The 22,394-nt window shown below is 58.4% G+C and carries 19 protein-coding genes and 1 other RNA gene; 9 read left to right on the top strand and 11 right to left on the bottom strand.

What is annotated here, in order from left to right:
• Window positions 1-141 precede the first annotated feature (141 nt).
• The 4 genes from AC1RN6_RS03325 to AC1RN6_RS03310 all read right to left on the bottom strand — a co-directional run bounded on the left by AC1RN6_RS03325 (window position 142) and on the right by AC1RN6_RS03310 (window position 3,438).
• Window positions 142-1,461 (bottom strand): MFS transporter, encoded by a 1,320-nt coding sequence (locus AC1RN6_RS03325; RefSeq protein ID WP_493002994.1) that lies wholly within the window; start codon window positions 1,459-1,461, stop codon window positions 142-144.
• A gap of 160 nt (window positions 1,462-1,621) precedes the next feature.
• Window positions 1,622-2,374, bottom strand: a complete 753-nt coding sequence (locus AC1RN6_RS03320) for an SDR family oxidoreductase (RefSeq protein WP_050475662.1) — start codon at window positions 2,372-2,374, stop codon at window positions 1,622-1,624.
• 81 nt (window positions 2,375-2,455) lie between these two features.
• Window positions 2,456-2,530: non-coding RNA, sX9 sRNA (locus tag AC1RN6_RS03315), on the bottom strand.
• 62 nt (window positions 2,531-2,592) lie between these two features.
• The gene (locus tag AC1RN6_RS03310) at window positions 2,593-3,438 is read right to left on the bottom strand and encodes an ureidoglycolate lyase (RefSeq protein ID WP_493002992.1); all 846 of its coding nucleotides are present in this window, start codon (window positions 3,436-3,438) and stop codon (window positions 2,593-2,595) included.
• Between the two features lie 455 nt (window positions 3,439-3,893).
• Here AC1RN6_RS03310 and AC1RN6_RS03305 point away from each other — a divergent pair, with 455 nt between their 5' ends.
• Both AC1RN6_RS03305 and AC1RN6_RS03300 read left to right on the top strand, forming a co-directional pair.
• Window positions 3,894-4,661 carry an alpha/beta fold hydrolase gene (locus tag AC1RN6_RS03305; RefSeq protein ID WP_493002990.1) on the top strand — a complete coding sequence of 256 codons (768 nt, stop codon included), beginning with the start codon at window positions 3,894-3,896 and terminating at the stop codon, window positions 4,659-4,661.
• Between the two features lie 157 nt (window positions 4,662-4,818).
• On the top strand, window positions 4,819-5,250 hold the full coding sequence (locus AC1RN6_RS03300) for a MarR family winged helix-turn-helix transcriptional regulator (RefSeq protein WP_493002989.1): 432 nt from the start codon (window positions 4,819-4,821) through the stop codon (window positions 5,248-5,250).
• A 184-nt stretch (window positions 5,251-5,434) separates the two neighbouring features.
• Here AC1RN6_RS03300 and AC1RN6_RS03295 read toward each other — a convergent pair whose 3' ends face one another.
• Window positions 5,435-6,457 carry an AraC family transcriptional regulator gene (locus AC1RN6_RS03295; protein ID WP_493002988.1) on the bottom strand — a complete coding sequence of 341 codons (1,023 nt, stop codon included), beginning with the start codon at window positions 6,455-6,457 and terminating at the stop codon, window positions 5,435-5,437.
• A 329-nt stretch (window positions 6,458-6,786) separates the two neighbouring features.
• Between AC1RN6_RS03295 and kce the strand changes: the two genes are divergently transcribed.
• The 5 genes from kce (at window position 6,787) to AC1RN6_RS03270 (ending at window position 13,576) form a co-directional block, all read left to right on the top strand.
• Window positions 6,787-7,725 carry a 3,5-dioxohexanoate:acetyl-CoA acetone transferase gene (kce, locus tag AC1RN6_RS03290; protein WP_493002987.1) on the top strand — a complete coding sequence of 313 codons (939 nt, stop codon included), beginning with the start codon at window positions 6,787-6,789 and terminating at the stop codon, window positions 7,723-7,725.
• 86 nt (window positions 7,726-7,811) lie between these two features.
• Window positions 7,812-9,158, top strand: a complete 1,347-nt coding sequence (locus AC1RN6_RS03285) for an MFS transporter (RefSeq protein WP_493002986.1) — start codon at window positions 7,812-7,814, stop codon at window positions 9,156-9,158.
• A 39-nt stretch (window positions 9,159-9,197) separates the two neighbouring features.
• Window positions 9,198-9,938: a beta-ketoacyl-ACP reductase gene (locus AC1RN6_RS03280; protein WP_493002985.1), complete on the top strand. Its 741-nt coding sequence runs from the start codon at window positions 9,198-9,200 to the stop codon at window positions 9,936-9,938.
• Window positions 9,939-10,056: 118 nt separating this feature from the next.
• Window positions 10,057-10,848, top strand: a complete 792-nt coding sequence (locus AC1RN6_RS03275; protein ID WP_493002983.1) for an SDR family oxidoreductase — start codon at window positions 10,057-10,059, stop codon at window positions 10,846-10,848.
• Between the two features lie 562 nt (window positions 10,849-11,410).
• A complete protein-coding gene (locus tag AC1RN6_RS03270; RefSeq protein WP_493002982.1) occupies window positions 11,411-13,576 on the top strand; it encodes a hybrid sensor histidine kinase/response regulator in 2,166 nt (721 codons plus the stop codon).
• A 198-nt stretch (window positions 13,577-13,774) separates the two neighbouring features.
• On the opposite strand, the gene AC1RN6_RS03265 is transcribed toward AC1RN6_RS03270, so the two are convergent.
• The 5 genes from AC1RN6_RS03265 to AC1RN6_RS03245 all read right to left on the bottom strand — a co-directional run bounded on the left by AC1RN6_RS03265 (window position 13,775) and on the right by AC1RN6_RS03245 (window position 19,754).
• Window positions 13,775-16,294 carry a TonB-dependent siderophore receptor gene (locus tag AC1RN6_RS03265; RefSeq protein WP_493002981.1) on the bottom strand — a complete coding sequence of 840 codons (2,520 nt, stop codon included), beginning with the start codon at window positions 16,292-16,294 and terminating at the stop codon, window positions 13,775-13,777.
• A gap of 118 nt (window positions 16,295-16,412) precedes the next feature.
• Complete coding sequence (locus AC1RN6_RS03260) at window positions 16,413-17,447, bottom strand: FecR domain-containing protein (protein ID WP_493002979.1); 1,035 nt, start codon at window positions 17,445-17,447, stop codon at window positions 16,413-16,415.
• Between the two features lie 2 nt (window positions 17,448-17,449).
• Window positions 17,450-17,995, bottom strand: coding sequence for a sigma-70 family RNA polymerase sigma factor (locus AC1RN6_RS03255; protein WP_493002978.1), 546 nt, complete (start codon window positions 17,993-17,995; stop codon window positions 17,450-17,452).
• A 160-nt stretch (window positions 17,996-18,155) separates the two neighbouring features.
• Window positions 18,156-19,052 carry an alpha/beta fold hydrolase gene (locus tag AC1RN6_RS03250; RefSeq protein WP_493002976.1) on the bottom strand — a complete coding sequence of 299 codons (897 nt, stop codon included), beginning with the start codon at window positions 19,050-19,052 and terminating at the stop codon, window positions 18,156-18,158.
• Between the two features lie 78 nt (window positions 19,053-19,130).
• Window positions 19,131-19,754 carry a TetR/AcrR family transcriptional regulator gene (locus AC1RN6_RS03245; protein WP_493002974.1) on the bottom strand — a complete coding sequence of 208 codons (624 nt, stop codon included), beginning with the start codon at window positions 19,752-19,754 and terminating at the stop codon, window positions 19,131-19,133.
• A 109-nt stretch (window positions 19,755-19,863) separates the two neighbouring features.
• Here AC1RN6_RS03245 and AC1RN6_RS03240 point away from each other — a divergent pair, with 109 nt between their 5' ends.
• Complete coding sequence (locus AC1RN6_RS03240; RefSeq protein ID WP_493002972.1) at window positions 19,864-20,793, top strand: patatin-like phospholipase family protein; 930 nt, start codon at window positions 19,864-19,866, stop codon at window positions 20,791-20,793.
• Window positions 20,794-20,967: 174 nt separating this feature from the next.
• Here the strand turns inward: AC1RN6_RS03240 and AC1RN6_RS03235 are convergent, their stop codons facing one another.
• Window positions 20,968-21,570 (bottom strand): C40 family peptidase, encoded by a 603-nt coding sequence (locus AC1RN6_RS03235; RefSeq protein WP_493002971.1) that lies wholly within the window; start codon window positions 21,568-21,570, stop codon window positions 20,968-20,970.
• Between the two features lie 231 nt (window positions 21,571-21,801).
• On the opposite strand from AC1RN6_RS03235, the gene AC1RN6_RS03230 reads away from it, so the two are divergent.
• Window positions 21,802-22,209, top strand: a complete 408-nt coding sequence (locus tag AC1RN6_RS03230; protein ID WP_094563024.1) for a GlcG/HbpS family heme-binding protein — start codon at window positions 21,802-21,804, stop codon at window positions 22,207-22,209.
• The last annotated feature ends 185 nt before the right edge of the window (window positions 22,210-22,394 follow it).

Here is a 22,394-nt window from a genome sequence, read left to right as displayed (position 1 = left end):
TACGGGTTTGTGCGTAGCCGGAGTAAAGAGAATCTGTGAAGCCGACGTGTTATCCGTGGCAACACAAGCGCAGCGGGTAAACGCAGCAGATAAAAAAACACCCCTTCGAGAGGGGTGTTTTTTTTCGCCCGTGAAGGGTGATTACTTTTGAACAGGTTCGCGGAAGTAGATGCGCTTCGGCAGAGCCCACAGCAATAGTGCGGCGCCAAGCAGACATTCCAGCGCCACCACGTACAGACCCAGCGATGCGCTGCCGGTAATGTCGCGAATCTTGCCGACCATGTAGGGCGTGATGATGCCGCCCAGTTGTCCGACCGAATTGATCAGCGCGATGCCGCCTGCGGCAGCGGCGCCGGTCAGCACGCGCGGCGGCAGGATCCAGAACAGACCGATGCCGGCGATGATGCCGGTTGCTGCGAACGACAGGCCGACCACCAGCACCAGCGTGTTGTTGCCGAAATAGGCGCTCACGGCATAGCCGAGCGCGCCGGCCAGTGCACAACCGGCCAGATGCCAGCGGCGCTCGCCGGTGCGGTCCGAGCTGCGGCCGATCAGGATCATGCCGATGGCGGCGCACAGGTAAGGGATCACAGTGATCAGGCCGATGATGAAGGTGTCGTCGGTGCCTGCTGTCTTGATCAGCTGCGGCATCCAGAACACCAGGCCGTAGATGCCGGAAGCCAGCACCAGATAGATCAGCGACATGGTGATGGTCGATGGTTGCTTCAGGGCGTCGCGGAAGGAGTGCACCGCTTCGCTCTTCGGCTCTGCTGCAAGGCGGGCCAGCAGCAGTTTCTTTTCATCGTCCTTCAGCCAGCGCGCGTCTTCGATCTTGTTGTCGATGACGATCCAGCAGATCACGCCGAGCACGATCGATGGAATGCCTTCCAGCAGGAACAGCCATTGCCAGCCGTGCAGGGCGCTCACGCCGTGGGTGAACTTCATGATGCCGCCGGAGATCGGGCCGCCGATCATGCCGCAGACGGCAATCGCCGCCATGAACAGCGAGTTGATGCGGCCGCGGCGTTGCGATGGGAACCAGTTGGTGAAGAAGTACAGCGCGCCGGGAACGAAGCCGGCTTCCAGGCTGCCGATGAGGAAGCGCAGGATGTAGAACCCGGTTTCATTGGTGACGAACATCATCGCCGCCGAGGCAATGCCCCAGGTGACCATGATGCGGGCGATCCAGCGCTTCGGACCGACCTTGTGCAAGATCATGTTGCTGGGGATCTCGAACAGGAAGTAGCCGACAAAAAAGATACTCGCGCCGAGGCCGTAGACGGCATCGGAAAAACCGAGGTCTTGCTGCATCTGCAGCTTGGCGAAGCTGATGTTGACGCGGTCAAGGTACGCAAACACAAAGCAGATCACCAGCAGCGGCACAAAGCGCAGGGTGATGCGGCGGTAAAGACTGGATTCCTGGATATCCTGCGCGGTGGCGGGATAGGGGACTGCTGCCATTTCTCTCTCCTCTGAAACATTTAAAAAGGCGCAGCGTGACCACCGGCGGTGCTTGTGGCAGCGCCGGGAGACAGGCTGGAAATATTGTTATTTTTGTGGGATGGCGCGGCGCATGTTCAATGCGCCGCGGCTGCCATCCTTATTGCGGTTTCTGGCGGAATCAGTAAGTCGCGCGGCCGCCCGACAGGTCGAAGACCGAGCCGGTGGTGAACGAGTTTTCTTCCGAGACCAGCCAGGTCACCATTGCTGCGATTTCTTCGACCTTGACGAAGCGTCCGCGCGGGATCTTCGACAGCATGTAGTCGATGTGCGCCTGGGTGCATTGCTCCAGGATGCGGGTTTGTGCCGCAGCAGGAGTGATCGCGTTGACGGAAATATTCTTGGTCGCAGTTTCCTTGCCGAGGCTCTTGGTCAGGGCGATCAGGCCGGCTTTGGCGGCGCTGTAGGCCGATGCGGTCGGATTGCCTTCTTTACCGGCAATCGACGCAACGTTGACGATACGGCCGTAGTTTTGCGCGATCATGCGTTGCACGACGACCTGATTGACGTAGAACGCGCCATTCAGATCGATGTCGATGACGCGGCGCCATTCTTCCGGCGAGTACTCTGCAACCAGACCGTTCTGGCCGGCGATCCCGGCGCTGTGCACCAGCACGTCGATCGATTGGGTGACTTTTTCAGTGGCTTCGATAGCGCGTTGCACCGCAGCCTGGTCGCCGATGTTGACGACGACGGTTTCGACGTTGCCCAGCGGCTCCAGCTTGACGCGTGCTTCTTGCAATACCTTCTCGTCCATATCCCACAGGACGACTTTTGCCTTGCCTTGCAGCAGGCGTTCAGCGATGGCAAAGCCGATGCCTTGCGCGCCGCCGGTGATGATCGCGCTGCGACCCTGGAAATCGTAGTGATTCATGTTGACTCCGTTCTCTTTACTCTTGAGGAAACCCGTGTTGTTTTGTCTGCCTTCTGCGGGCAGTTTTTATTTTTTCAAACCTGTTCTCGGTCCGTAGCGAGAGGCCGTCAGCTGGCGGCGGACAGCACGCAGAAACCGGAATGTACTGAAGTACATGAGGATTTCGAGTACTGCCCGACGTCAGATCACGGCCTCGCAGTAGGAGCGAGGATGGGTTTTTAGGCGTTGATGGTCTTTTGTTGCTGCTCGCCCAGGCCTTCGATGCCAAGACGCATGGTCTGACCCGCAACCAGATACACCGGATTAGGCTTGACGCCCATGCCCACGCCTGGAGGCGTGCCTGTCGAGATCACGTCGCCAGGCTGCAGGCTCATGAACTTGCTCAGGTAGGAAATGATGAATGGCACGTTGAAAATCATCGTGTTGGTATTGCCGTTCTGGTAGCGCTTGCCGTCGACTTCCAGCCACAGTTGCAGGTTGTTCGGGTTGGCGATTTCGTCGCGTGTCACCAGCCATGGGCCGATCGGACCGAAAGTGTCGCAACCCTTGCCCTTGTCCCAGGTGCCGCCGCGTTCTGTTTGATATTCGCGCTCGGAGACGTCGTTGACGACGCAATAGCCGGCGATGTGCGACAGCGCATCTTTCTCTTCGATGTACGCACCGCCCTTGCCGATGACGACGCCCAGTTCGACTTCCCAGTCGGTCTTCTTGGAGCCGCGTGGAATCTTGACGTCGTCGTTAGGACCGACCACGGCCGAAGTCCACTTGTTGAACACGACTGGTTCAGCAGGGATAGGCAGGTTGGATTCTGCAGCGTGATCGGCGTAGTTCAGGCCGATACAGATGAACTTGCCGATGTTGCCGACGCAGGCGCCGATACGCGGATTACCGTCCACCACCGGCAGGCTTTGCAGATCCAGTGCGCGGATCTTGGCCAGCGTGCCATCGTCCAGTGCTGCGCCGTTGAAGTCCTTGACGTGCGCCGACAGATCGCGAATCTTGCCAGCCTGATCCAGGATGCCTGGCTTTTCTTGGCCGACAGGGCCGTAACGGAGTAATTTCATTGCTCTTCCTTTGGTGGTTGATCTAAAGATAAAGCGCCATCTTGGCAAATGTGCGGCGCGTAGTCCTGCTTGGGAATCGAGATAATACCAATTAATTGGTAAGACCATCAAACAACTTTGCCGGAATGTAGATGAAAATATCTAATGCCGACGACCGGTAATTTAATCCCGTTTCGCCGGTTTTCATTCGATTTGAAATTGCTGGCCTTATAAATCAACGGCTTAGCTCAGGGATGCTGTTCAATCGACAAAGACCAGGGGCGGCACGTTGACGCACTCGCTGACCTATTGCTATCGGCTTGATCTTTTTTACGGAATATCTTGAAAATTAAGTTGCGCGCTAATTAATTGTGCGATATATTTCAACCCGTGCTGCTACCGGACTCCTTTTGAAGGAGTTTTTAAATCTCAATTGCTTAGTGCGCTAAGTAATATAATTTCCTGAAGGAATTACCATGAAACTGACCTCGATCGCTAACGCTGTTCTCGTTTCCACACTGTTGTCTGCCGCCGCAATGAGCGCGCAAGCAGCGCCTGTCGCTGCCGACGCTACCACCGTCGTCCTGGTTCACGGCGCTTTTGCCGACGGATCGAGCTGGGAGAAGGTGATCCCGCTGCTGCAGGCCAAAGGCTTGAAAGTCGTTGCCGTGCAAAATCCGCTGACTTCGCTGGCTGACGACGTCGCCGCCACCCAACGTGTTGTCGATGCGCAGACAGGTAAAGTCGTGCTGGTCGGTCACTCCTGGGGCGGCACCGTGATCACGCAAGCGGGCACCAGCGACAAGATCAAGGCGCTGGTCTATGTAGCCGCCTTTGCTCCTTCGGAAGGCGAAGCTGCCGGCGCTCTGGGTAAGGAATATGCTGTGCCGCCAGGCATCGCCACACTGCAGATGGATGCAACAGGTTACCTGTGGCTGCCAGCCGATTCGGTCGCCAAGAATTTCGCGCAGGACGTGTCGCCTGCGACCGCCGCGCTGATCGCTGCCACCCAAGGTCCGATCAACGCCAAGGCGTTTGGTGAACCAACGACCGTCGCCGCTTGGAGAAACAAGCCGAACTACTACATCGTGTCGAAGCAGGACCGTATGATCGCGCCGGAGCTGGAGCAGGCATTTGCGAAGAAAATCAACGCGACCACTACCGTCTTGAACACCAGCCATGTGCCGATGGTGTCGCAACCGGAAAAAGTCGCAGAAGTGATCTTTGCAGCATCACAGCGTTAATCTGCAAAGTTAATCTGCGGCGCTGATTTCCCCCGCAGTTCCCCGAAGTTGATGGAGGCCGGTCTTGCCGGCTGGCCTCCAATCTGTTCGTCACGATTTGCTTTGCCGGTGCGGAGCCGTTAGGCTAGCGGATTCCGACTTTCGCAGTATCTCCGTCATGGCCAAATTCACACCGCCCACACTTGAGCAGCACTTGTGCTTCTCGCTCTACAGCACCTCGCTGAAGATGACTCAGCTCTACAAGTCTCTGCTGGCTCCGCTGAATCTGACTTATCCGCAATACCTGGTGATGGTGGTGCTCTGGCAGCAGCAAGACCTTGGAGTGAAAGATGTGGCGCAGCGTCTGCAGCAAGACTCGGGATCGGTCACGCCGCTGATCAAGCGCCTGGAAGCAGAAGGCCTCATCAGCCGTACGCGCGACCCGCGCGACGAGCGTAACGTCATCCTCAATCTGACGCCCGCAGGCGAAGCCATGCGCGAAGCCGGTGTACGCGTCAGCGAAGCGATCGCCGATGGCTGCTCAGTCAGCAAGCCTGAATATGAGCGCATGATGGCTGATCTGGACAAACTCAATAAGACCCTCAGTTAGTTCGCAGGCCTGTCGCAGCAGCGCATATCGCCATGCCATCCAGGGCGGTGACGCCAGTCTGTCCGCCACCCAATCCGAACATACCCGCGTCTTGACCGGCATGCCGACAGCGGCAGGCGTGACGATATAGATCGCGCCTTTGTCTGGCAGCGAGAGGACCGTCGCGGTTGAGCAGTTGAGGGCGCTATTTCCGAAGTTCGCTCGGGCCTTTTCCGGTCCAGCGTTTCAGGGCGCGTCTGAAGTTCGCACCATCGCTGAAGCCCAGCAGCATGGCGATATCGTCAGTGCTCATCTGCGTGGTGCGCAGATATTCCGTGGCCAGTGAGCAGCGCACATCGTCGGTGATGGCGATGAACGAGGTGCCTTCTGCCTCGAGTCGCCGGCGCAATGTGCGGCTCGTCATTTTCAAGGCATCCGCCACGCCCTCCATGTTGGGGAACACGCCGGGTTTGCTCATCAGCACCTGATACACCTCGCCCGCAACACCGACCGATACCTTCGATTGTCCGATGAGACGATCACACATGTTCTGCAGCAGCTTTGCCGTCAGCTTGTGCGCCAGTTGCGGTTGTTGTTCCAGGATCGCGCTGTCGTAAATCAGCTCGCAAGCTTCCTGATCGAAATAGCAGGGACAACCGATGTAGTCGCTATAGATCGCAGCATGCGCCGGAGCCGGGTAGGAGAAGCACGCCTTGATCGGTGGGCAGCTGTAGCCTGCGACATCCTGCAGATGCGTGACGTGCTGCGTGAACTGCTGCTCGACGATAAACTCCCGCAGCTCCCGCGACGGGCTGGAAATAAACGCGTCGGGAAAGGACCACACCGCGCGATCAGGATATTCCTTCCATTCGATGGTCAAGGTCGGTGTCGCCAGCCGGTGATATTTCACGCCAAGTTTGAAATAGTCGCGCAACGACAGGCAAGACATCAGGGCATAGCCATACATGCCGTATGCCGACAGATGCAGTCGGCCGCCGACCTTGAAAGGCGTGGCCGGATCAGTCGACAGCGCGATTGCGTTCTTGCACACCGTTGCGTACTGGCGTACCGAGGTCAGCAGCGAAGCATCATAAATCTCCTCCGGCAGAACGCCGCTTCCTTCCAGGCTTTCCTCTGCAGAAATGCCCTGTTCCGCCAGCACCTCGACGAGGGCGGCGATCTTGTAGGGCGCATAAAGACGCTCGTTCAGCAATGTAATGGATGGCAAAAGGGCGCTCCCAAGAATGTCCGTAGAGGACTCCCGTGTGTCCGGGAAAGACCTTACTTTGATCAGCTTAACTGATTATTATCGATCCCACAATGAAGGTGACTGCCGGCAACTGGAAGTACTTGTGCAAGACGCCTTCTCAAAATGCATAGGCAAGGAGACGCATTGGCGATGACTGTTTTCATCTCCGGTTCTCGGAATGAAGGGCGTTCCAATGGAGGCTTGTTGTCGTTTTTTTAACCCGTTTCGGACGGCGCTCCGCATTTTCTGCAGCGTCACGGATGTGCAGCCGGCGTCGGTGCCGGCAAACGGACAACACAGAGCACTCAATGAGCAAATCCAGCAGGAAAGTCATCATTTCATGCGCCGTCACCGGCGCCACCCACGTGCCGTCGATGTCGGAGCATTTGCCGATTACACCGGCAGAAATCCGCGATCATGCGATTGAAGCTGCCCAAGCCGGTGCGGCGATTATTCACCTGCATGCCCGCAATCCGCAGGACGGCCGCCCGACACCGGACCCGGCTGTGTTCCGGCAGTTCATCCCGGACATCGTCAAGGCAACCGATGCCGTCATCAACATTACCACCGGCGGCAGTACCCGAATGACGCTGGAAGAACGTCTGGCTTATCCGCGCCTGATGAAGCCCGAGATGTGTTCGCTGAACATGGGATCGATGAATTTTTCCATTCATCCGGTCGCCTCCAAAATTTCGTCCTGGAGCTACGAGTGGGAAAAGGACTACGTCGAAGGCATGGAAAACATGGTTTTCAAAAATACCTTCGAGGACATCAAGAACATCCTGCGCGAGTTAAGCGAGCACGGCACCCGTTTTGAGTTCGAGTGCTACGACGTCGGCCATTTATACAACCTGGCGCATTTCGTCGAGCAGGGTCTGGTCAAGGCGCCGTTCTTTATCCAGGCTGCCTTCGGCATTCTTGGCGGCATCGGCGCCGATCCGGAAAACATGACCGTGATGCGCACCACCGCCGATCGCCTGTTCGGCCGCGAGAATTATCACTTCTCCGTGCTGGGCGCCGGCCGTCATCAGATGTCGCTGGTGACGATGTCGGCGATTCTCGGCGGGAATGTGCGTGTGGGTCTGGAAGACAGCGTGTATATCGCCAAGGGCGTGAGGGCGGAAAGCAATGCCCAGCAAGTGAAAAAGATCCGACGCATTCTCGAAGAGCTGTCTTTCGAGATTGCCACACCGGCGGAAGCGCGCGCGATGCTGGGACTGAAGGGCGGCGACAAGATTACGCCGTAGTTGTCGGCGCCGTAGCAAGCGGCATCGCGAAATCGGCGCTGTCCATCACCATCACCATAACAAGAACCTGATTTCTAGGAGACACCATGACGAATAACGCTGTCACAGGCGATACCGGTCTGCACCGGCTCGCCACGCACAAAGCATTCATCAAGCTCATTCCGCTGATGTGTGCGATTTACTTCATGTCCTTTCTCGACCGGACCAATGTGGCGCTCGCGAAGATCCATCTGGCGGCGGACGTCGGCATCAGCGCAGCGGCTTACGGTCTGGGTTCAGGCATTTTCTTCATCGGCTACGCCTTGCTGGAAGTACCCAGCAACCTGGCCGCGCATCGCTTTGGTCCGCGCCGCTGGATATCGCGCATCGCGGTGACGTGGGGCATTCTGTCCACCGCGATGATGTTTGTCGCGGGCGAATGGTCCTTCTACATCCTGCGCGTCTTGCTCGGTATCGCCGAGGCGGGATTGTTTCCTGCGCTGATGTACATGGTGACGCTGTGGTTCGCTCCCAAAGACCGGCCCGTCGCAATCGGCTGGATCTACACGGCGCCTGCGCTGGCGCTGATGCTCGGCAATCCCATTGGCGGCGCACTGATGCAGCTCGACGGCATGGCCGGCATGCATGGCTGGCAATGGATGTTTGTCATCGAAGGACTTCCCAGCGTGTTGCTGGGCGTCCTGCTGTACTTCAAATTGCCGGACCGTCCAAGCGAGGCGACATGGCTCACGCCGGCCGAGGCTGCCTCTCTGGAACAGCATGCGGTAATCGATGCGCCACAGCACGCGCAGTATTCATCCAAGGACTGGATGGCGGCATTGAAACGGCCGACCACGATCCTGATCGGGCTGATTTACTTCCTCAATCAGGTGGCGTTTGTTGGTTTGTATTTCTTCACGCCGGCCATGGTGAGCCAGATGCACATCAGCTCGCCACTCATCGTCGGCCTGCTCTCCGCCAGCGTCGGCATGGGCTTCCTGATCGGTGTACTGGTGCTGCCCCGGATTCACCGGCGCGTTAGCAGCGACTCCGTCTATCTTGGCGTGCTGACGGCAGGACTTGTGCTGTGCGCCATCGCTTTCATCGCCGTCGCCAGCTTTGGCGGAAAGATTGCGCTCTTTGTCGTTACCGCATTTTTTGCGGGAGGCGTCTTGCCGTCTTACTGGTCCATCGCCATGAAGCGTATGCAAGGCGTGCAAGCTGCCGCCGGGCTGGCCTTCATCAACACGATCGGATTGCTGGGCGGCTTTGTGGGACCCTATCTGTTCGGCATGGCAGAGACCGCAACCGGACGCAGCGATGCGGGTTTCAACATCATTCTCGTCGCAGCGGTGCTGGGCCTGATTCTTGTCCCCTTGCTGGCAAGGGCAATCAGGAACGAGTCCGGCAAGCCCTTGCAGGGATTGAATGCAGTATCCAAGGCCGATGCCTAGCATCCGGTGTTTTCAGAATTGAGTCCAGAAAGAAGTGCAATGAGATTACGTGGAAATGTAGCAATCGTGACTGGCGGCGCCCAGGGTATCGGCAAGGCAACGGCATTGAAATTCGCGCGTGAAGGCGCCACCGTGGTGGTGGTCGATCTCGACGCCGGCGCCGTGGCATCCGCCGTGGAAGAGTGCCGCGCCGCCGGTGGCGAAGCGGAAGGTTTTTGCCTGGACGTCACATCGCGCGAAAGCCTGGATGAAATGGTGGAGAAGGTTCGCGTCAAATACGGCCGCATCGACACCCTCGTCAATAACGCCGGGATCACGCGGGATGCACGCTTGCAAAAGATGACTGCGCGCCAGTTCGAGGAAGTCATCGACGTCAATCTGCGCGCGGTATTCCATGCATCGCAGGCAGTGGTCGACACCATGATTGAAGGCGGAGGCGGCGCCATCCTCAATGCCAGCTCCGTCGTCGGCATCTACGGTAATTACGGGCAGACCAATTACGCCGCAAGCAAATTCGGCGTGATCGGCTTCACAAAAACCTGGAGCCGCGAACTGGGCCCCAAGGGCATCCGCGTCAATGCCGTGGCGCCGGGCTTCATCGATACGTCCATTCTGTCCACTGTGCCTGAAGAAGTCTTGCAGAAAATGCGCGACCAGGTGCCGCTGGGACGACTGGGCAAGCCGGAAGAAATCGCCGATATTTATGCTTTCCTCGCCAGCAGCGAAGCGAGTTATATTAACGGCGCAGTGATCGAAGTATCGGGCGGGCTGACGCTGTAAGACGCAAGGCCGTTTAACGCCGATAGCGTGCTTTACCGCCTTTTTTTGAACGCCGGGCTTCGTGTGTGACAGCGCTTATGTTTCAGTGCACCGCGCGGCCCTCATGCCGGAATATTTTATGAAAACAGTTGATCTCTTAACGCCAAACGCAGGACTGCGCGTCTTCATCTCCGGAGCCGCCACAGGCATCGGCGCCGCCATCGCAGAAGCGTTCCTTGAAACCGGTGCGGCCGTCTACATCTGCGACATCAATCCCGCGGCCGTCGACGACATGAAAAAGAAGAATCCCGCCATCCACGCCGGTGTCGCCGATGTAGGCAAGTGGGAAGAGGTGGACGCCGTCATGCAGGATGCGCAGGCCAAACTGGGCGGACTGGACATCCTGATCAACAACGCAGGCATCGCCGGACCGACCGGAGCGGTGGAAGACATCACGCCGGACGCGTGGGACAAAACGATCACCACGAACCTGAACAGTCAGTTCTATTTCCTTCGACGTGCGGTGCCCTTGTTGAAACAAACCTCGGACAACCCCAGCATCATTACCGTGTCGTCCGTGGCCGGACGCCTGGGCTATCAATTCAGAACGCCTTACGCCTCGACCAAGTGGGCCATCGTCGGCCTCATGAAATCCCTGGCGATCGAATTGGGACCGGAAAACATTCGCGTCAATGCGATTCTTCCCGGTGTGGTGGAAGGCGAGCGCATGGACAAGGTCATTGCAGCGCGCGCCGAAGCGCTTGGCTTGACGTTTGAGGCAATGCGCGAAGACTACGTCAAAAAGATCTCGCTGCGCCGTCTGGTGACAACGCAGGATGTCGCGGCGATGGCGCTTTTTCTGTCGTCGCCGGCAGGGCGGAACATCTCGGGGCAGGCGATCAGTGTCGATGGGAATCTGGAATATTTGTAGATTGCCTCGGTATTCCGGTGCGTCGTCTTCAAAAGCTCGCTCAGGCGGGCTTTTTTCATGCAGAGCCATCCCCGCATCCCACCGCAGCGCAGCCATTGCGTGAGAGCGATTTCCTGTTGTCCTACATGCTAATGCGTGTTTGCCTACCTCGCCAATTTCTTTCGCGCTGGAGATACTGCATACTTAGGTGTCATTTCAGCAAGAATGATTGAAAGCACGGTAGCGCAAAAATAACGCCAAGAAATAAAGCCAACAAATCAAACAAATAAGTCGAACAATAATGTGGAAATACAAAGATCATGCATTTCTGCAACGGAAGGGGGCGGAATGGGAACAGCCAACAACAGCCCGGCAGGTAGCGCGCGTCATCAGCCGCCAACCATCCCGGGCCACAGTGCCATGCAGCCGTCGCGTTGCGGGCTGCGTCTTTCCGATATTGCCTTCGTTACCCGCAGCGCATCAGCGCGGGTTGTCCATGCGATTGATCGGTAGCGCACTCATCGGCAATATAAATACCTGAATTTTTTCGGCTTTTTCTGCACTGAGCAAGACGACATTGAATATGGACGAGCACGCAGATATCAGCAGCCAATGGCCATCCTCCGAGGGTGGCGGCCCGGGCCATCCCCGTGTCGGCTTCGAACTCCAGAGACGCTTGCTGCTGGCGCTGCTGATTCTGTGCATCCTGACGTCGCTGGTGTTGCTGGCGGTGCTGGGCATCGTGCAATGGCGCGACCTGCACGTGCAGGCATCGTTGGCGGCAGAGCGTGCCACCGTGGTTGCGAAAGAGCACGCCGATAAAGTCTTCGAGCTGGATACTTCGTTGACCGGGCGCATCGGTGACCTGCTTGCCGGCATGGACGACGAGGGTATTCGTGCGGAGCAGCGCATGATTCATCTGAAATTGCGCCAGATGATTATCGGCCTGCCGCAGATTACCGCCGTGGCAGTCATCGGCAAAAACGGCGAAGTGCTGGCGCATAGCCGCGACTATCCTTTTCCTCCCTTGTCGGTGGCGGACCGCGAATATTTCGTTGCGCTCAAGCAAGGCAAGCAGGAGTCGATTTCTTCCGTGGTGGTCGGCCGTCAGATGCAGCGGCAGGTCTTCACCGACGGTGTGGCGCGACGCGGGGAGAATGGCAACTTCCTCGGCGTGATTCTGGTGTCGCTGGATCCCGGCTATTTCTTGTCCTTCTATCAGGAGATGTTGCCGGGAGAGATGCATCAATCCTTGTCGCTGGTGCGTGAAGACGGCAGCATCCTGGTGCGCTATCCCAAGATGGTGGGCGATGTACCGAAAGTATCCTCTTCCTCGCCCTTCATGCGCGGCACGCGCGACAATATAGTGTCCGGCACCACCACGGGAATTTCGCCGCTGGATGGCGAACGCAAAATCATTTCCTACCGGCGTGTGACGAATCACGATGTATATGTCGTCTCAGCGCGGTCGCTGTCGCATCTCTGGAGCACATGGCTGTCTTATATGGTGTTGGCCGGCGCGTTGCTGCTGGTGCCTTGCAGTATTTTGTGCGGCATCATCATCTTCTCCATTCGCAGAGTCAAAGACCAGAAGGTCGCCTGGCAATACTGGCGGCGCGAGCTGGACTTGCGCCACAAGGTGGAATCGGATTTGCGCGAGTCGCAGAAGTTTGAAGCGCTGGGCAAGCTCCTCGGTCGCGTAGCGCACGATTTCAACAATTGCCTGATGGTGGTGACTACCGGTATCCAGATCATCCGGCTCAAGCGCGTACCTGGCGTGGAAAAGCAGCTTGATGCCATCGAGCGGTCCGTCAAAAGCGGCGAACAGCTGACACGCCAGCTATTGGGTGTCAGCCGGCGGCAACCGCTGAAACCGGAAGTATTTTCCCTGCAGGCCAAGATTCCCGAATGGCAGCCGCTGCTGTTCAATACCGTCGGCGCCACGCGCTGTCGTGTCGACATCGATGCCGAGACCTGGCCGGTCTGCGTCGACGCGGTTGAGATGCAACTGGCGCTGATCAACATCCTGCTCAATGCGCGGGATGCGAGTGCACCCGATGGACCGATCACGCTGAAGACGGAAAACATTCTCCAGCGCGGCGGCGCAAAGCAAGGCTATTTCGTTTGCATCTCCATCACCGATCAGGGCAGCGGCATGTCGGAAGCAACGCGCAAGCAGGCCTTCGACCCGCTGTTCACGACCAAGGAAGCCGGCAAGGGTACCGGGCTTGGATTGTCGCAGGTAGAGAATTTCGCCAAGGCCGCCGGGGGCTATGCGGAGATAGAAAGTACCGTCGGCATCGGCACCAGAGTGGCGGTCTATATTCCGGCGGCGGAAGGTGCGGTATTGACGCTGCGCGACGAAAGTTCGCAGCCGGTCCCGGCGCCGCTATTCCGGCCCTTGCGCATCTTGCTGGTCGAAGATAACCACGACGTCGCCGACGGAATCGTGACCTTGCTGGAGACGGCTGGGCACATCGTCACGCACGTGGCCGGCGCCGCTGCTGCCGAAGAATTCCTGTCGCAACGGCAACCGGAGGTGGTGATCTCTGATATTCACATGCCCGGCGGCATCACCGGTATCGAACTGGCCAAGAAACTCAACGTGCGCTTTCCCGACCTGCCGGTGATCCTGATCAGCGGTTATGCGGAAGATCTTCAGGCAGCGATCAAAGACGGCTTCCGCGTGATCTCCAAGCCGTTCACACTCGACAGCATCAATCGGCAGCTTGCTGTGCAGGTGAAGTAATCTGTGCAGGTGAAGTAATACTTCCTTCCATAAAAAAATCCATCCCGGGCCTGGTATGAATTTGCCATGCACTTGGCTGCTTGGCGCATCAGCCACACGGGCAAAAATATCTTGTCGGCGGCAGGTCGGAATGAGACCGGAGAGGAATAGCGAGTACGTGGCGGCCGGCCAGGGATGTACCTGATCGGCCGCAGCCATTTACCAGCCGTACTTGAGCGTCAGATAGACGTTGCGGCCATCGCCGTAATAGCAGCCTGCAGAAGACAGGCAGGCGGCAACGTAAGTCTTGTTGAGGATGTTGGAAGCATTCAAGGCCATTTTCAGACCTTTCAGCTGCGGATTGGCCTTGCCGAAGTCGAAGCGCAGCGCCGCGTCGAACAAGGTCACGCCCGGCATGTGATAGACGTTGGCGTTGTCGCCGTAGTTTTCACCGATGTGGCGTGCGCCGACACCCATGCCGAGGCCGGCCAGGGCTTCGCTTTGCACGGTGTAGTCAAGCCAGGCGCTGGCTTGATTGCGCGGGACGAAGGCGAGGCGGTTGCCGGTGGTATTGACGCCTGTGCCGCTGGCGTTGGCCTTGGTGATCTTGCTGTCGGTATAGCCGTATGACGCAATCAGGTCCAATCCCTTTTGCAGTTTGAATTTGCCTTCGAGCTCGATGCCGCGCATACGCACTTCGCCGGTCTGCACGCTGAAGTTGGTGTTGATCGGGTCAGGCGTGGTGACGTTTTGCTGGGTCAGCTCATAGGCCGACAAGGTGACCATGGTGCTGGAACCGTCAGGCTGGTACTTGATCCCGGTCTCGTATTGCTTGCCCTTGGTCGGCTGGAACGGTTGCAAGGTGCGGCTGGTACCCACCGCAGGCTGGAACGAGGTCGAATAGCTGACGTAAGGCGTGATGCCATTGTCGAAGCTGTACAGCAGGCCGAGGCGGCCGGTGAAGGCGCCGTCGCTTTGCTTGACATTGTTATTGGCGGTGCTTGTTACCGTGCGCGTGGTGGTGTCGGCCCAGTCATAGCGGCCGCCGGCTACCAGTGTCCAGCGGTCCAGTTTGATCTGGTCCTGCAGGTAGGCGCCGAGCTGTTCGCGGTTTTGTTCGATGTGCGTGGCGACCGGCGGAACGGTGCCGTTGTAGGTGTTGTAGACCGGCGCATAGACATTGAAAGGAGTTGTCAGCGGGCTTAATGTCGATTCGTCGTAGACCGAGCGTTCCTGAGAGTAATCTGCGCCGATCAGCGCGATGTGTTTGAACTCACCGGTATTGAAGGTCGCTTGCGCCTGATTGTCGACGGTGAACAGTTTCGATTTTTCCGGGAACGCCCACGCGTAGCGGCCCATGCTGGTCGGATTGCATGCGGTCGTCAGGCAGAACAGCTGCACGCGCCTGGTGTCGGACATGGTCTCGCCGTAGCGCAGGTTCTGGCGCAGGGTCCAGGTGTCGTTCAGGCGATGCTCGAACTCATAGCCGAGAAAATATTGCTCGTTGCTGTAGTGGTCGAAGTTGGGTTCGCCGGCAAAGGTGCCCAGCGGCAGTGCTTTGTAGACGCTGGTGTAGAGCGTGCCATTGGCAGGCAGCACCGGCGCGCCGCCACCGCCCTGGGAGCTGAGCTTCTGATACTGCGCCATCACGGTCAGGTGCGTGTCGTTGCTGGGACGCCAGGTGATGGACGGGGCGATGTAGGTCTTCTCTTCGTTGACGTAGTCGTAGGCAGTGTCGCTGCGACGCGTCAGGCCGACCAGGCGATAGCTGAGTTCGCCGGTTTCATCGAGTTTGCCGCCGAGATCAACGGCCAGTTGCTTGCGATTGTGGCTGCCGTATTGCAATTCCACTTCATGCACGGCGTCGGTGGTCGGGCGTTTGCTGACCATGTTGACCAGGCCGCCTGGCGTGCCCTGGCCGTACAGCAGCGAGGTTGGTCCCTTCAACACTTCCACGCGTTCCAGGCCGTAGGGTTCGATGCGCGGTTGCGAATAGCCGCGTGAACCGAAGGGCAACCGCAGGCCGTCGAGATAGCGTCCCGGGACGAAACCGCGTACGGTCAGCCAGTCGTAGCGCAGATCGGTGTTGCCGTATTGCGTAACGACGCCGGGCGTGTAACGCAGGCTTTCGGCGATGCTCTCTACGCCTTGCGCATCCAGTTGCTCGCGAGTGACGACGGAAACGGATTGCGGCGTTTCTTTGAGTGAGGTGTCGGTCTTGGTGCCGGTACGGCTGCGGGTGGCGACATAGCCGTTGGCCGGGCCGAGCGGATTTTCGCGTTCGCCGGCGGCATTGACGCTGACCACGGGCAAGGTCTGCGCAGCAGCAGTAGCACCGGCGCCGGGCGCCGGAGTTGCGCCGGGTTGCAGGACGTAGGTATTGGGTGCGCCCTCAATGGCGCGCAGGCCGGCATTGCCGAGCAATGCGGCGAAACCTTCGGCGACGGTGTAGTTGCCGTTGATGCTATTGCTGCGGCGGCCATCGACCAGGCGCGCGTCCATCTGGACGGTGACGCCGGCGATGCTGGCGAAGCGGCTCAGCGTGTCTCCCAGCGGCCCGGCGGCGATGTCGAAGTGGCGGCGGGCTGGTGCGCTTGCACCGGCGCCGGTGGCGTCAGCTGCCAGTGCGTACTGGAACGGCGCCGCCAGCGCAATACTCAGCAACGCGCCGCGTACGGCGCGATGCATGGAAGAAACCGCCGGAGCGGCGGACGGGTGTTGCCGAGAAAGTCGTTGCATGGTGAGTGTTCCCTGAACAAATGATCGGATAGCGTTGCGTGTTTTGTACTTCTTATCTCGATGACACGCGGGATCCGCAAAAGGGGACACAAAGGTGACAAAAAAATGAAAATATTTTTTAAGAAGAAAAAGGCGAGGGAATAACCGTTACCCAATAGCGCGAGCGAAACAACACCGCGACCGGCAAGGTGTCGGGCAAGGCATTAAGAATGCCGTCAGTATTGTCGAGCTGGAAAGCGCCTGTAATGCGCAGGGCCGCCACCGCAGGGTCGCAACGCAGCAGTCCGCTGCGATAGCGGCCGAGCTGGGCCAGGAAGTCATCCAGCAGCATGGCGCTGACGATCAGGCGGCCGTCGACCCAGGCCGTTGCAAAACGGTCGGCCGGTTCTGGTGCATCGATGACGGTGCCGGTGAAGCGAATCTGCTGGCCGGCTTCGATGACGCGGGTGCGTTCGACCGCGATGGCGGGACGGATTTCCACGGCATGCTCCAGCACGGTGACATGGGTGGCCGGCGCCAGATTGGGGTGGGTGTCGGGGGCCGAGACGACAAAACGCGTGCCTAGTGCGCGCACGTTGCCTTGCGCGGTGCGGACGATGAAGGGACGACCGGCGCCGGTTTGCGAGGTCTGGGCCAGCGGATCGCTGGCGGTCTCGATGAAGATTTCACCTGCATGCAGATGCAGCAACCGCTGTTCGGCATCGAAGCGGACGTCGACTGCACTGGAGGTATTGAGGATCAGTTTGCTGCCGTCGGCCAGTGTGACCGTGCGGCGTTCGCCGGCGGCAGTGCGCAGGTCGGCGCTCCATTGCTGCCACGGTAGCGTGCGATAGGAGGCGTAGCCAATCGGCACAGACATCAGCAGCAGGATTGATTTCAATACGGCGCGGCGCTCCACGCGGTTGCTGCGGCCGAGGCTTTGCAGGGCGATGCCGCCGGGCAGACCGGCGAGTTTGCCGCCGATGGCTTCAGCGCGTTGCCAGGCGCGTTCGTGTTCGGGATGGGCGGCGCGCCAGCGGGCGCATGCGGTGATATCGGCGGCGCTGACGTGTTCGTCATGCAGCTTGACCAGCCATTGTGCGGCTTGTCTGGCGATGGTGCGGTCGGGCGCGCCGGTCCGTTCGGACAAGGAAGATGACAAAGGCGAGGCCACGATCAGCTCTCCTGCATGATGCAGGCTTCAAAGGCCTGCGCCATATAGCGTTTGACGGTGCGCAGGCTGACATTCAGTTGTAGCGCAATGTCGGCGTAGGACAGGCCTTCGAGCTGCGACAGCAGAAAGGCGCTGCGCGCCTGGCCGGGCAGGGAGTGCAGCATGGCATCGATGTCGTTGAGCGTTTCCAGGATGAGCAGGCGTTCTTCCGGCGACGGCACGTAGGCCTCCGGGAGTTGCTCCAGCGCCTGCAGATAGGCTTGCTCCAGCGACAGGCGGCGATAGTGATTGAATAGCACGCGGCTGGCGACGGTCGTCAGGTAGGCGCGCGGCTCACGCAGTGCCTCCGGCATCGACTCGGAGGATGGCGCGGCAGACTGCTCGCGCTTGTGCGCAACGATGATGCGTACGAAGGTGTCCTGCGCCAGATCGGCGGCTTCGGCATTGCCGGAAACATGGCCCAGCTTGCGCCGCAGCCATCCGAGCAACCAGCCGTGATGGCTGTACAAGGACTGTACCTGCAGCATGGATGAATCGGTCGCCGCCATGAATTCCCCTGGCCCCCCGGCCGTCTGTTCAGAAAATAATCTATTAAATAAGAACTATTCTCAATTATACATGCCTGTGCGAATGTCTTGCAATTTGCGCGTTGGCCATGCTGAGAGTTCCAGGGGGAGGGGGAGGGGAGGCCGATTTAGCCTCGGATGGTTATTTGCTAAAAAAGCGCATTAATTCCTGCGCCAGTGTTTCAGGGATTTCTTCAGGCATGTAATGCCCGCAGTTTTCCATGATGCTGCCGCTCACGTCGGTGCCGATGTTGCGCAGTGTATTGAACAAGGCATCCTTGACGCCATGCTCAGCGCCGCATGCAAGGATGGGCATGGCCAGCATCTTTTCGGCTCGACCGCGGCTTTGTGCGAGACCTTCCGGGCTGAAGGCGACGCGGTAATACGACAAGGCTGCGCGCACTGCGCCGGGCGCGGTAAAGACGCGCTCATACTCATCCAGATCGGCTGGCGCGATGGTCCAGCGGTTGTCCGCCTTGGTGTGGAACAGATAGCTGAGGAAAGCGCGCTCATGGCCTTGCAGCAGAATCTCCGGCAGATCGTCGAGGCGGTTGAATGCGAAATGCCAGGTTCTGGTATTGACTTCCGCGGAAGGGATCCCCGCAGGAGGCGGCGTGATGCCGGGGAGGGCGGCGTCGAACAGGGCCAGCCTGCGTATATCATCGGGCCAGTCTGCGGCATAGGCATGGCCGATCCAGGTGCCGATGTCATGCCCGGCAACATCGAGCGGACCGTGGTTGCGCAAGCCCAGTGCATCGGTGAAGGCGTGCAGATCGGCCGCGACAGTTTTCATGTCGTATCCACTCGCCGGTTTGTCGGAATCACCCATGCCTCGAGGATCAATGGCGATGACGCGGCGTCCGCCGGCGGCAAGCAGAGGCATGACCAGGCGCCAGGCGTACCAGCTTTGCGGCCAACCGGGAATGAGCAGGATGGGCGCGCCGCTGCCGCCTTCGACGTAATGCAATCGCACGCCGTTGACGTGGACGCTGCCGTGGTGGAAGTCGTTCCAGAATGTGGTGGGAGAGAATGTCTGCATGGCGAGCCTTTCGGTATGAGTGAGGGAGCGTGGTTTTCATAAATAGGAAATGAATATTTCCTAAATTGGTAAAATTTTTTAGTCGAGCACTTTCAGGGCATTGTCGATCAGGCTGTTCATTTCCTTTTTGCTGCGGCCGGTTTTGCCGATTACGCGCATGCCTTGCAATATGCATAAGAGAAGCCGGGCCGTTGTCGCAGCCTCGACGCGCATGGGAATGCTGCCGTCCTCCTGTCCCTGGCGGATGAAAAGACTCAGCCGTTTTTCGTGCACGTCCAGCGATTGCGCGACGCGTTCTGCGATTTCCGGATCGGAGATGGAAAGTTCCACGGCGCTGCTGACGATGAAGCAGCCGCGACGCCCTTCTGCTTCATAGCTGGATGCGGCATAGAGCGCCAGCAAGGCATGGACGCGTTCACGTCCTGTGCTGGCGGGTTTCAGCGCCTGTTGCAGGCGCTCGGTGCGCAAGGTGATGTAGCGCTCAAGCGCGGCGACGAAGACGGATCTCTTATCGTCGAAGGCCTTGTAGATGCTGCCGGCGGTCAGCTCCAGGGCGGCGCTCAGATCATTGATGGAGGTGCCGTAATAGCCCTTCTCCGTGAAGACCACGATGGCCTTGTCCAGTGCTGCGTCGATATCGAACTCGCGTGGGCGGCCGCGGCTGCGCGTTGCGGTTTTGGTGGTCGTAGTGGAAGAGGTCATGCTTGTGATTATAGGAAATGATTGTTTCCAAATCAAGGATTAAGGTGGCAGAGTCTTTAGGCTAAAATGGCAGCGCCCGTTCGGGCTGAGATTCTCTGCTCTCGAAAACATGTCTGTTTTACATCGCGTCGTCTCCGTACTCTCCCTTTCTCTTCTGGCTGCCTGCAACAGTCTCCTGCCGTCCAAATCGGCCGCGCCGGTCGAGACCTCACCGGTTACGCCTGTTGCAGCGCCGACCAAGCCGCCGCAAAAGCCGCGCATCGCGCTTGCATTAGGCGGCGGTGCTGCGCGCGGGTTTGCGCATGTAGGCGTGATCAAGGCGTTGGAATCGCAAGGCATCGTGCCTGATATCGTGGTCGGAACCAGTGCCGGTAGCCTGGTCGGTGCTTTATATGCGGCAGGCAACAACGGCTTTGCCTTGCAGAAGCTGGCGCTGGATATGGATGAAGCCACCATTTCCGATTGGTCGGTGCCGTTTTTCTCCAAGGTCAGCGGCGTGTTAAAGGGCGAGGGCGTGCAGACGTATGTGAATCGCTCGGTCAACAATCTGCCTATCGAAAAATTCAAGATTCCCTTCGGTGCAGTGGCGACTGATCTGAAAACCGGCCAGCCGATTCTGTTCCGCCGTGGCAATGCGGGGATTGCGGTGCGCGCATCTTCGGCGGTGCCGGGCGTGTTCCAATCGGTCAAGATCGGCGATCACTACTATGTCGACGGCGGACTGGTGGCGCCGGTGCCGGTGCACTTTGCGCGCGAGATGGGTGCGGACTTTGTGATTGCAGTGAATATCTCGGCGCAACCGGAGGCGCAGGCTTCGTCAAGCTCCGTCGACGTGATGCTGCAAACCTTTGCCATCATGGGGCAGAGTATTAATTACTATGAATTGAAAGATGCCGACATCGTGATTCAGCCCGGTTTGGGCGCGATGAAGGGCAGTGATTTTGCGGGGCGCAATCTGGCGATTCTGGCCGGCGAGCAGGCGGCGATGAAGATCATGCCGGAGCTGAAGGCGAAGTTGAAGGCTAAAGGGGGAAATTGATGCTGATGTGTGTCTGGCAACGCGTTGCGGTATTGAGCGGTGCGCGAGGCGTCACGGAGGTATTCAGGATGTGCTTTAAGCCGGCGTTGGGCGGGTACTACTAATAAGAAGAGAAGAGCCGGCCGAATCTAGGAAGAGAACAGGAATCACAATCCCGTACTCTGGATGAAACGCTTATTGCTGATCTTCGGCAGTAGCGGAGATGCGGCGTGCACCATTAAAGCGCTTTTTCCAGTAGGCCACATCCATGTCTTCGATGCGCACCTGTCCGCCGGCGGACGGCGAGTGGATGAATTTGCTGTCGCCCAGATAAATGCCGACATGCGAAAAACCGCGGCGCAGGGTGTTGTAGAACACCAGATCACCAGGGCGCAGGTCGAGCTTATCGACCTTTTCGCCGACACGGCTGATTTCAGCCGATGTGCGCGGTAAGTCGGTGCCGAGCGCTTCCTTGAACACATAACGCACCAGGCCGCTGCAATCGAGACCGGTTTCCGGGGACGTGCCGCCGTAACGATAGTTGATGCCGAGCATGCTTAATGCCTGGACAGCCAGTTCGGAAGCGCGGTTGGTGATGTCTTGCAGTTTGGCGAGAGCGATGGTCGCTTTGCCGGGAGGGAGAGGGTCTTGCTGAGATTGCTGAATCTGTTGAATTTGCTGGATAGGAAGGTCAATGCTCCAGGCGGTGCTGCAGAACCAGAAACCGGCAGCCAGCACGCATGCTTTTGCGAGGTGACGTCGGTATCGGATGGTTTTTGCGGCGCTGCGTGTTGTCATCAGGACATTTCCTTATCGGTATGACTGCTGGAATGTAAACAATTTCATTGGCAATGTCAAAAGGTTATTTCGCGTTATCTTACAAAAATTGTAATGGAGTCAATACCTTACGCGTGTAGGAGGATGCCCTCAGTTAGGACGGGATCGCCGAGGTTTTGCATATTTTGTGCCAGCAGGCCATTCTCGCCTTACAATCAGCATTCTTTTTTACTTGAGACATTTGGGAGCATCATGCAAACGAAACCGTACCTGACACTCGACGACCTGAAAAAAATCGCTGCCGGCGCCGAAGCCGAAGCTAAAGCCAATAACTGGGCAGTTGTCATCTCTATCGTCGACGATGGCGGTCATTTGCTGTGGTTGCAACGTCTGGACGGCGCTGCGCCTGCTTCTTCGCATATCGCTCCGGCCAAGGCCAAGACCGCAGCACTGGGTCGTCGCGAAACCAAGATTTATGAAGACATGATCAACAACGGCCGCGTCGCTTTCCTGTGCGCGCCTGAGCTGGATGGTCTGCTGGAAGGCGGCGTGCCTATCGTTGTCGACGGTCAATATGTCGGCGCAGTCGGCGTGTCTGGCGTGAAGTCGTCGGAAGACGTGCAGATCGCTAAGGCAGGTATCGCTGCTTTGGGCCTGTGATAGCTCTGATCTGACGCTAATTAATTGATTTTTAGCCGGTTTTTGCTGACCGGCAAAGTCTTGAAATGCGCCTTCCGGCAATCTTAGGATTTGCTGGGGGGCGCATTTTGCGCTATAATCGAGCGGTTTAGCTAATTTAAATTCCGCCGTAGCGCATACCGAATCCTTCACCTCGTCCCAGCAGA

The organism is Herbaspirillum sp. GW822-FHT03A08 (genome assembly GCF_058801885.1).
Note: the sequence above shows the minus strand (reverse complement) of the source record. Positions and strands in the feature narration are given on the sequence as shown.

Excerpts from the sequence above, each read along its gene's own strand:
- AC1RN6_RS03325 (WP_493002994.1), bottom strand. The coding sequence starts at position 1,461 with ATGGCAGCAGTCCCCTATCCCGCCACCGCGCAGGATATCCAGGAATCC.
- AC1RN6_RS03320 (WP_050475662.1), bottom strand. The coding sequence starts at position 2,374 with ATGAATCACTACGATTTCCAGGGTCGCAGCGCGATCATCACCGGCGGC.
- AC1RN6_RS03310 (WP_493002992.1), bottom strand. The coding sequence starts at position 3,438 with ATGAAATTACTCCGTTACGGCCCTGTCGGCCAAGAAAAGCCAGGCATC.
- AC1RN6_RS03305 (WP_493002990.1), top strand. The coding sequence starts at position 3,894 with ATGAAACTGACCTCGATCGCTAACGCTGTTCTCGTTTCCACACTGTTG.
- AC1RN6_RS03300 (WP_493002989.1), top strand. The coding sequence starts at position 4,819 with ATGGCCAAATTCACACCGCCCACACTTGAGCAGCACTTGTGCTTCTCG.
- kce (WP_493002987.1), top strand. The coding sequence starts at position 6,787 with ATGAGCAAATCCAGCAGGAAAGTCATCATTTCATGCGCCGTCACCGGC.
- AC1RN6_RS03285 (WP_493002986.1), top strand. The coding sequence starts at position 7,812 with ATGACGAATAACGCTGTCACAGGCGATACCGGTCTGCACCGGCTCGCC.
- AC1RN6_RS03280 (WP_493002985.1), top strand. The coding sequence starts at position 9,198 with ATGAGATTACGTGGAAATGTAGCAATCGTGACTGGCGGCGCCCAGGGT.
- AC1RN6_RS03275 (WP_493002983.1), top strand. The coding sequence starts at position 10,057 with ATGAAAACAGTTGATCTCTTAACGCCAAACGCAGGACTGCGCGTCTTC.
- AC1RN6_RS03270 (WP_493002982.1), top strand. The coding sequence starts at position 11,411 with ATGGACGAGCACGCAGATATCAGCAGCCAATGGCCATCCTCCGAGGGT.
- AC1RN6_RS03265 (WP_493002981.1), bottom strand. The coding sequence starts at position 16,294 with ATGCAACGACTTTCTCGGCAACACCCGTCCGCCGCTCCGGCGGTTTCT.
- AC1RN6_RS03255 (WP_493002978.1), bottom strand. The coding sequence starts at position 17,995 with ATGGCGGCGACCGATTCATCCATGCTGCAGGTACAGTCCTTGTACAGC.
- AC1RN6_RS03250 (WP_493002976.1), bottom strand. The coding sequence starts at position 19,052 with ATGCAGACATTCTCTCCCACCACATTCTGGAACGACTTCCACCACGGC.
- AC1RN6_RS03245 (WP_493002974.1), bottom strand. The coding sequence starts at position 19,754 with ATGACCTCTTCCACTACGACCACCAAAACCGCAACGCGCAGCCGCGGC.
- AC1RN6_RS03240 (WP_493002972.1), top strand. The coding sequence starts at position 19,864 with ATGTCTGTTTTACATCGCGTCGTCTCCGTACTCTCCCTTTCTCTTCTG.
- AC1RN6_RS03235 (WP_493002971.1), bottom strand. The coding sequence starts at position 21,570 with ATGACAACACGCAGCGCCGCAAAAACCATCCGATACCGACGTCACCTC.
- AC1RN6_RS03230 (WP_094563024.1), top strand. The coding sequence starts at position 21,802 with ATGCAAACGAAACCGTACCTGACACTCGACGACCTGAAAAAAATCGCT.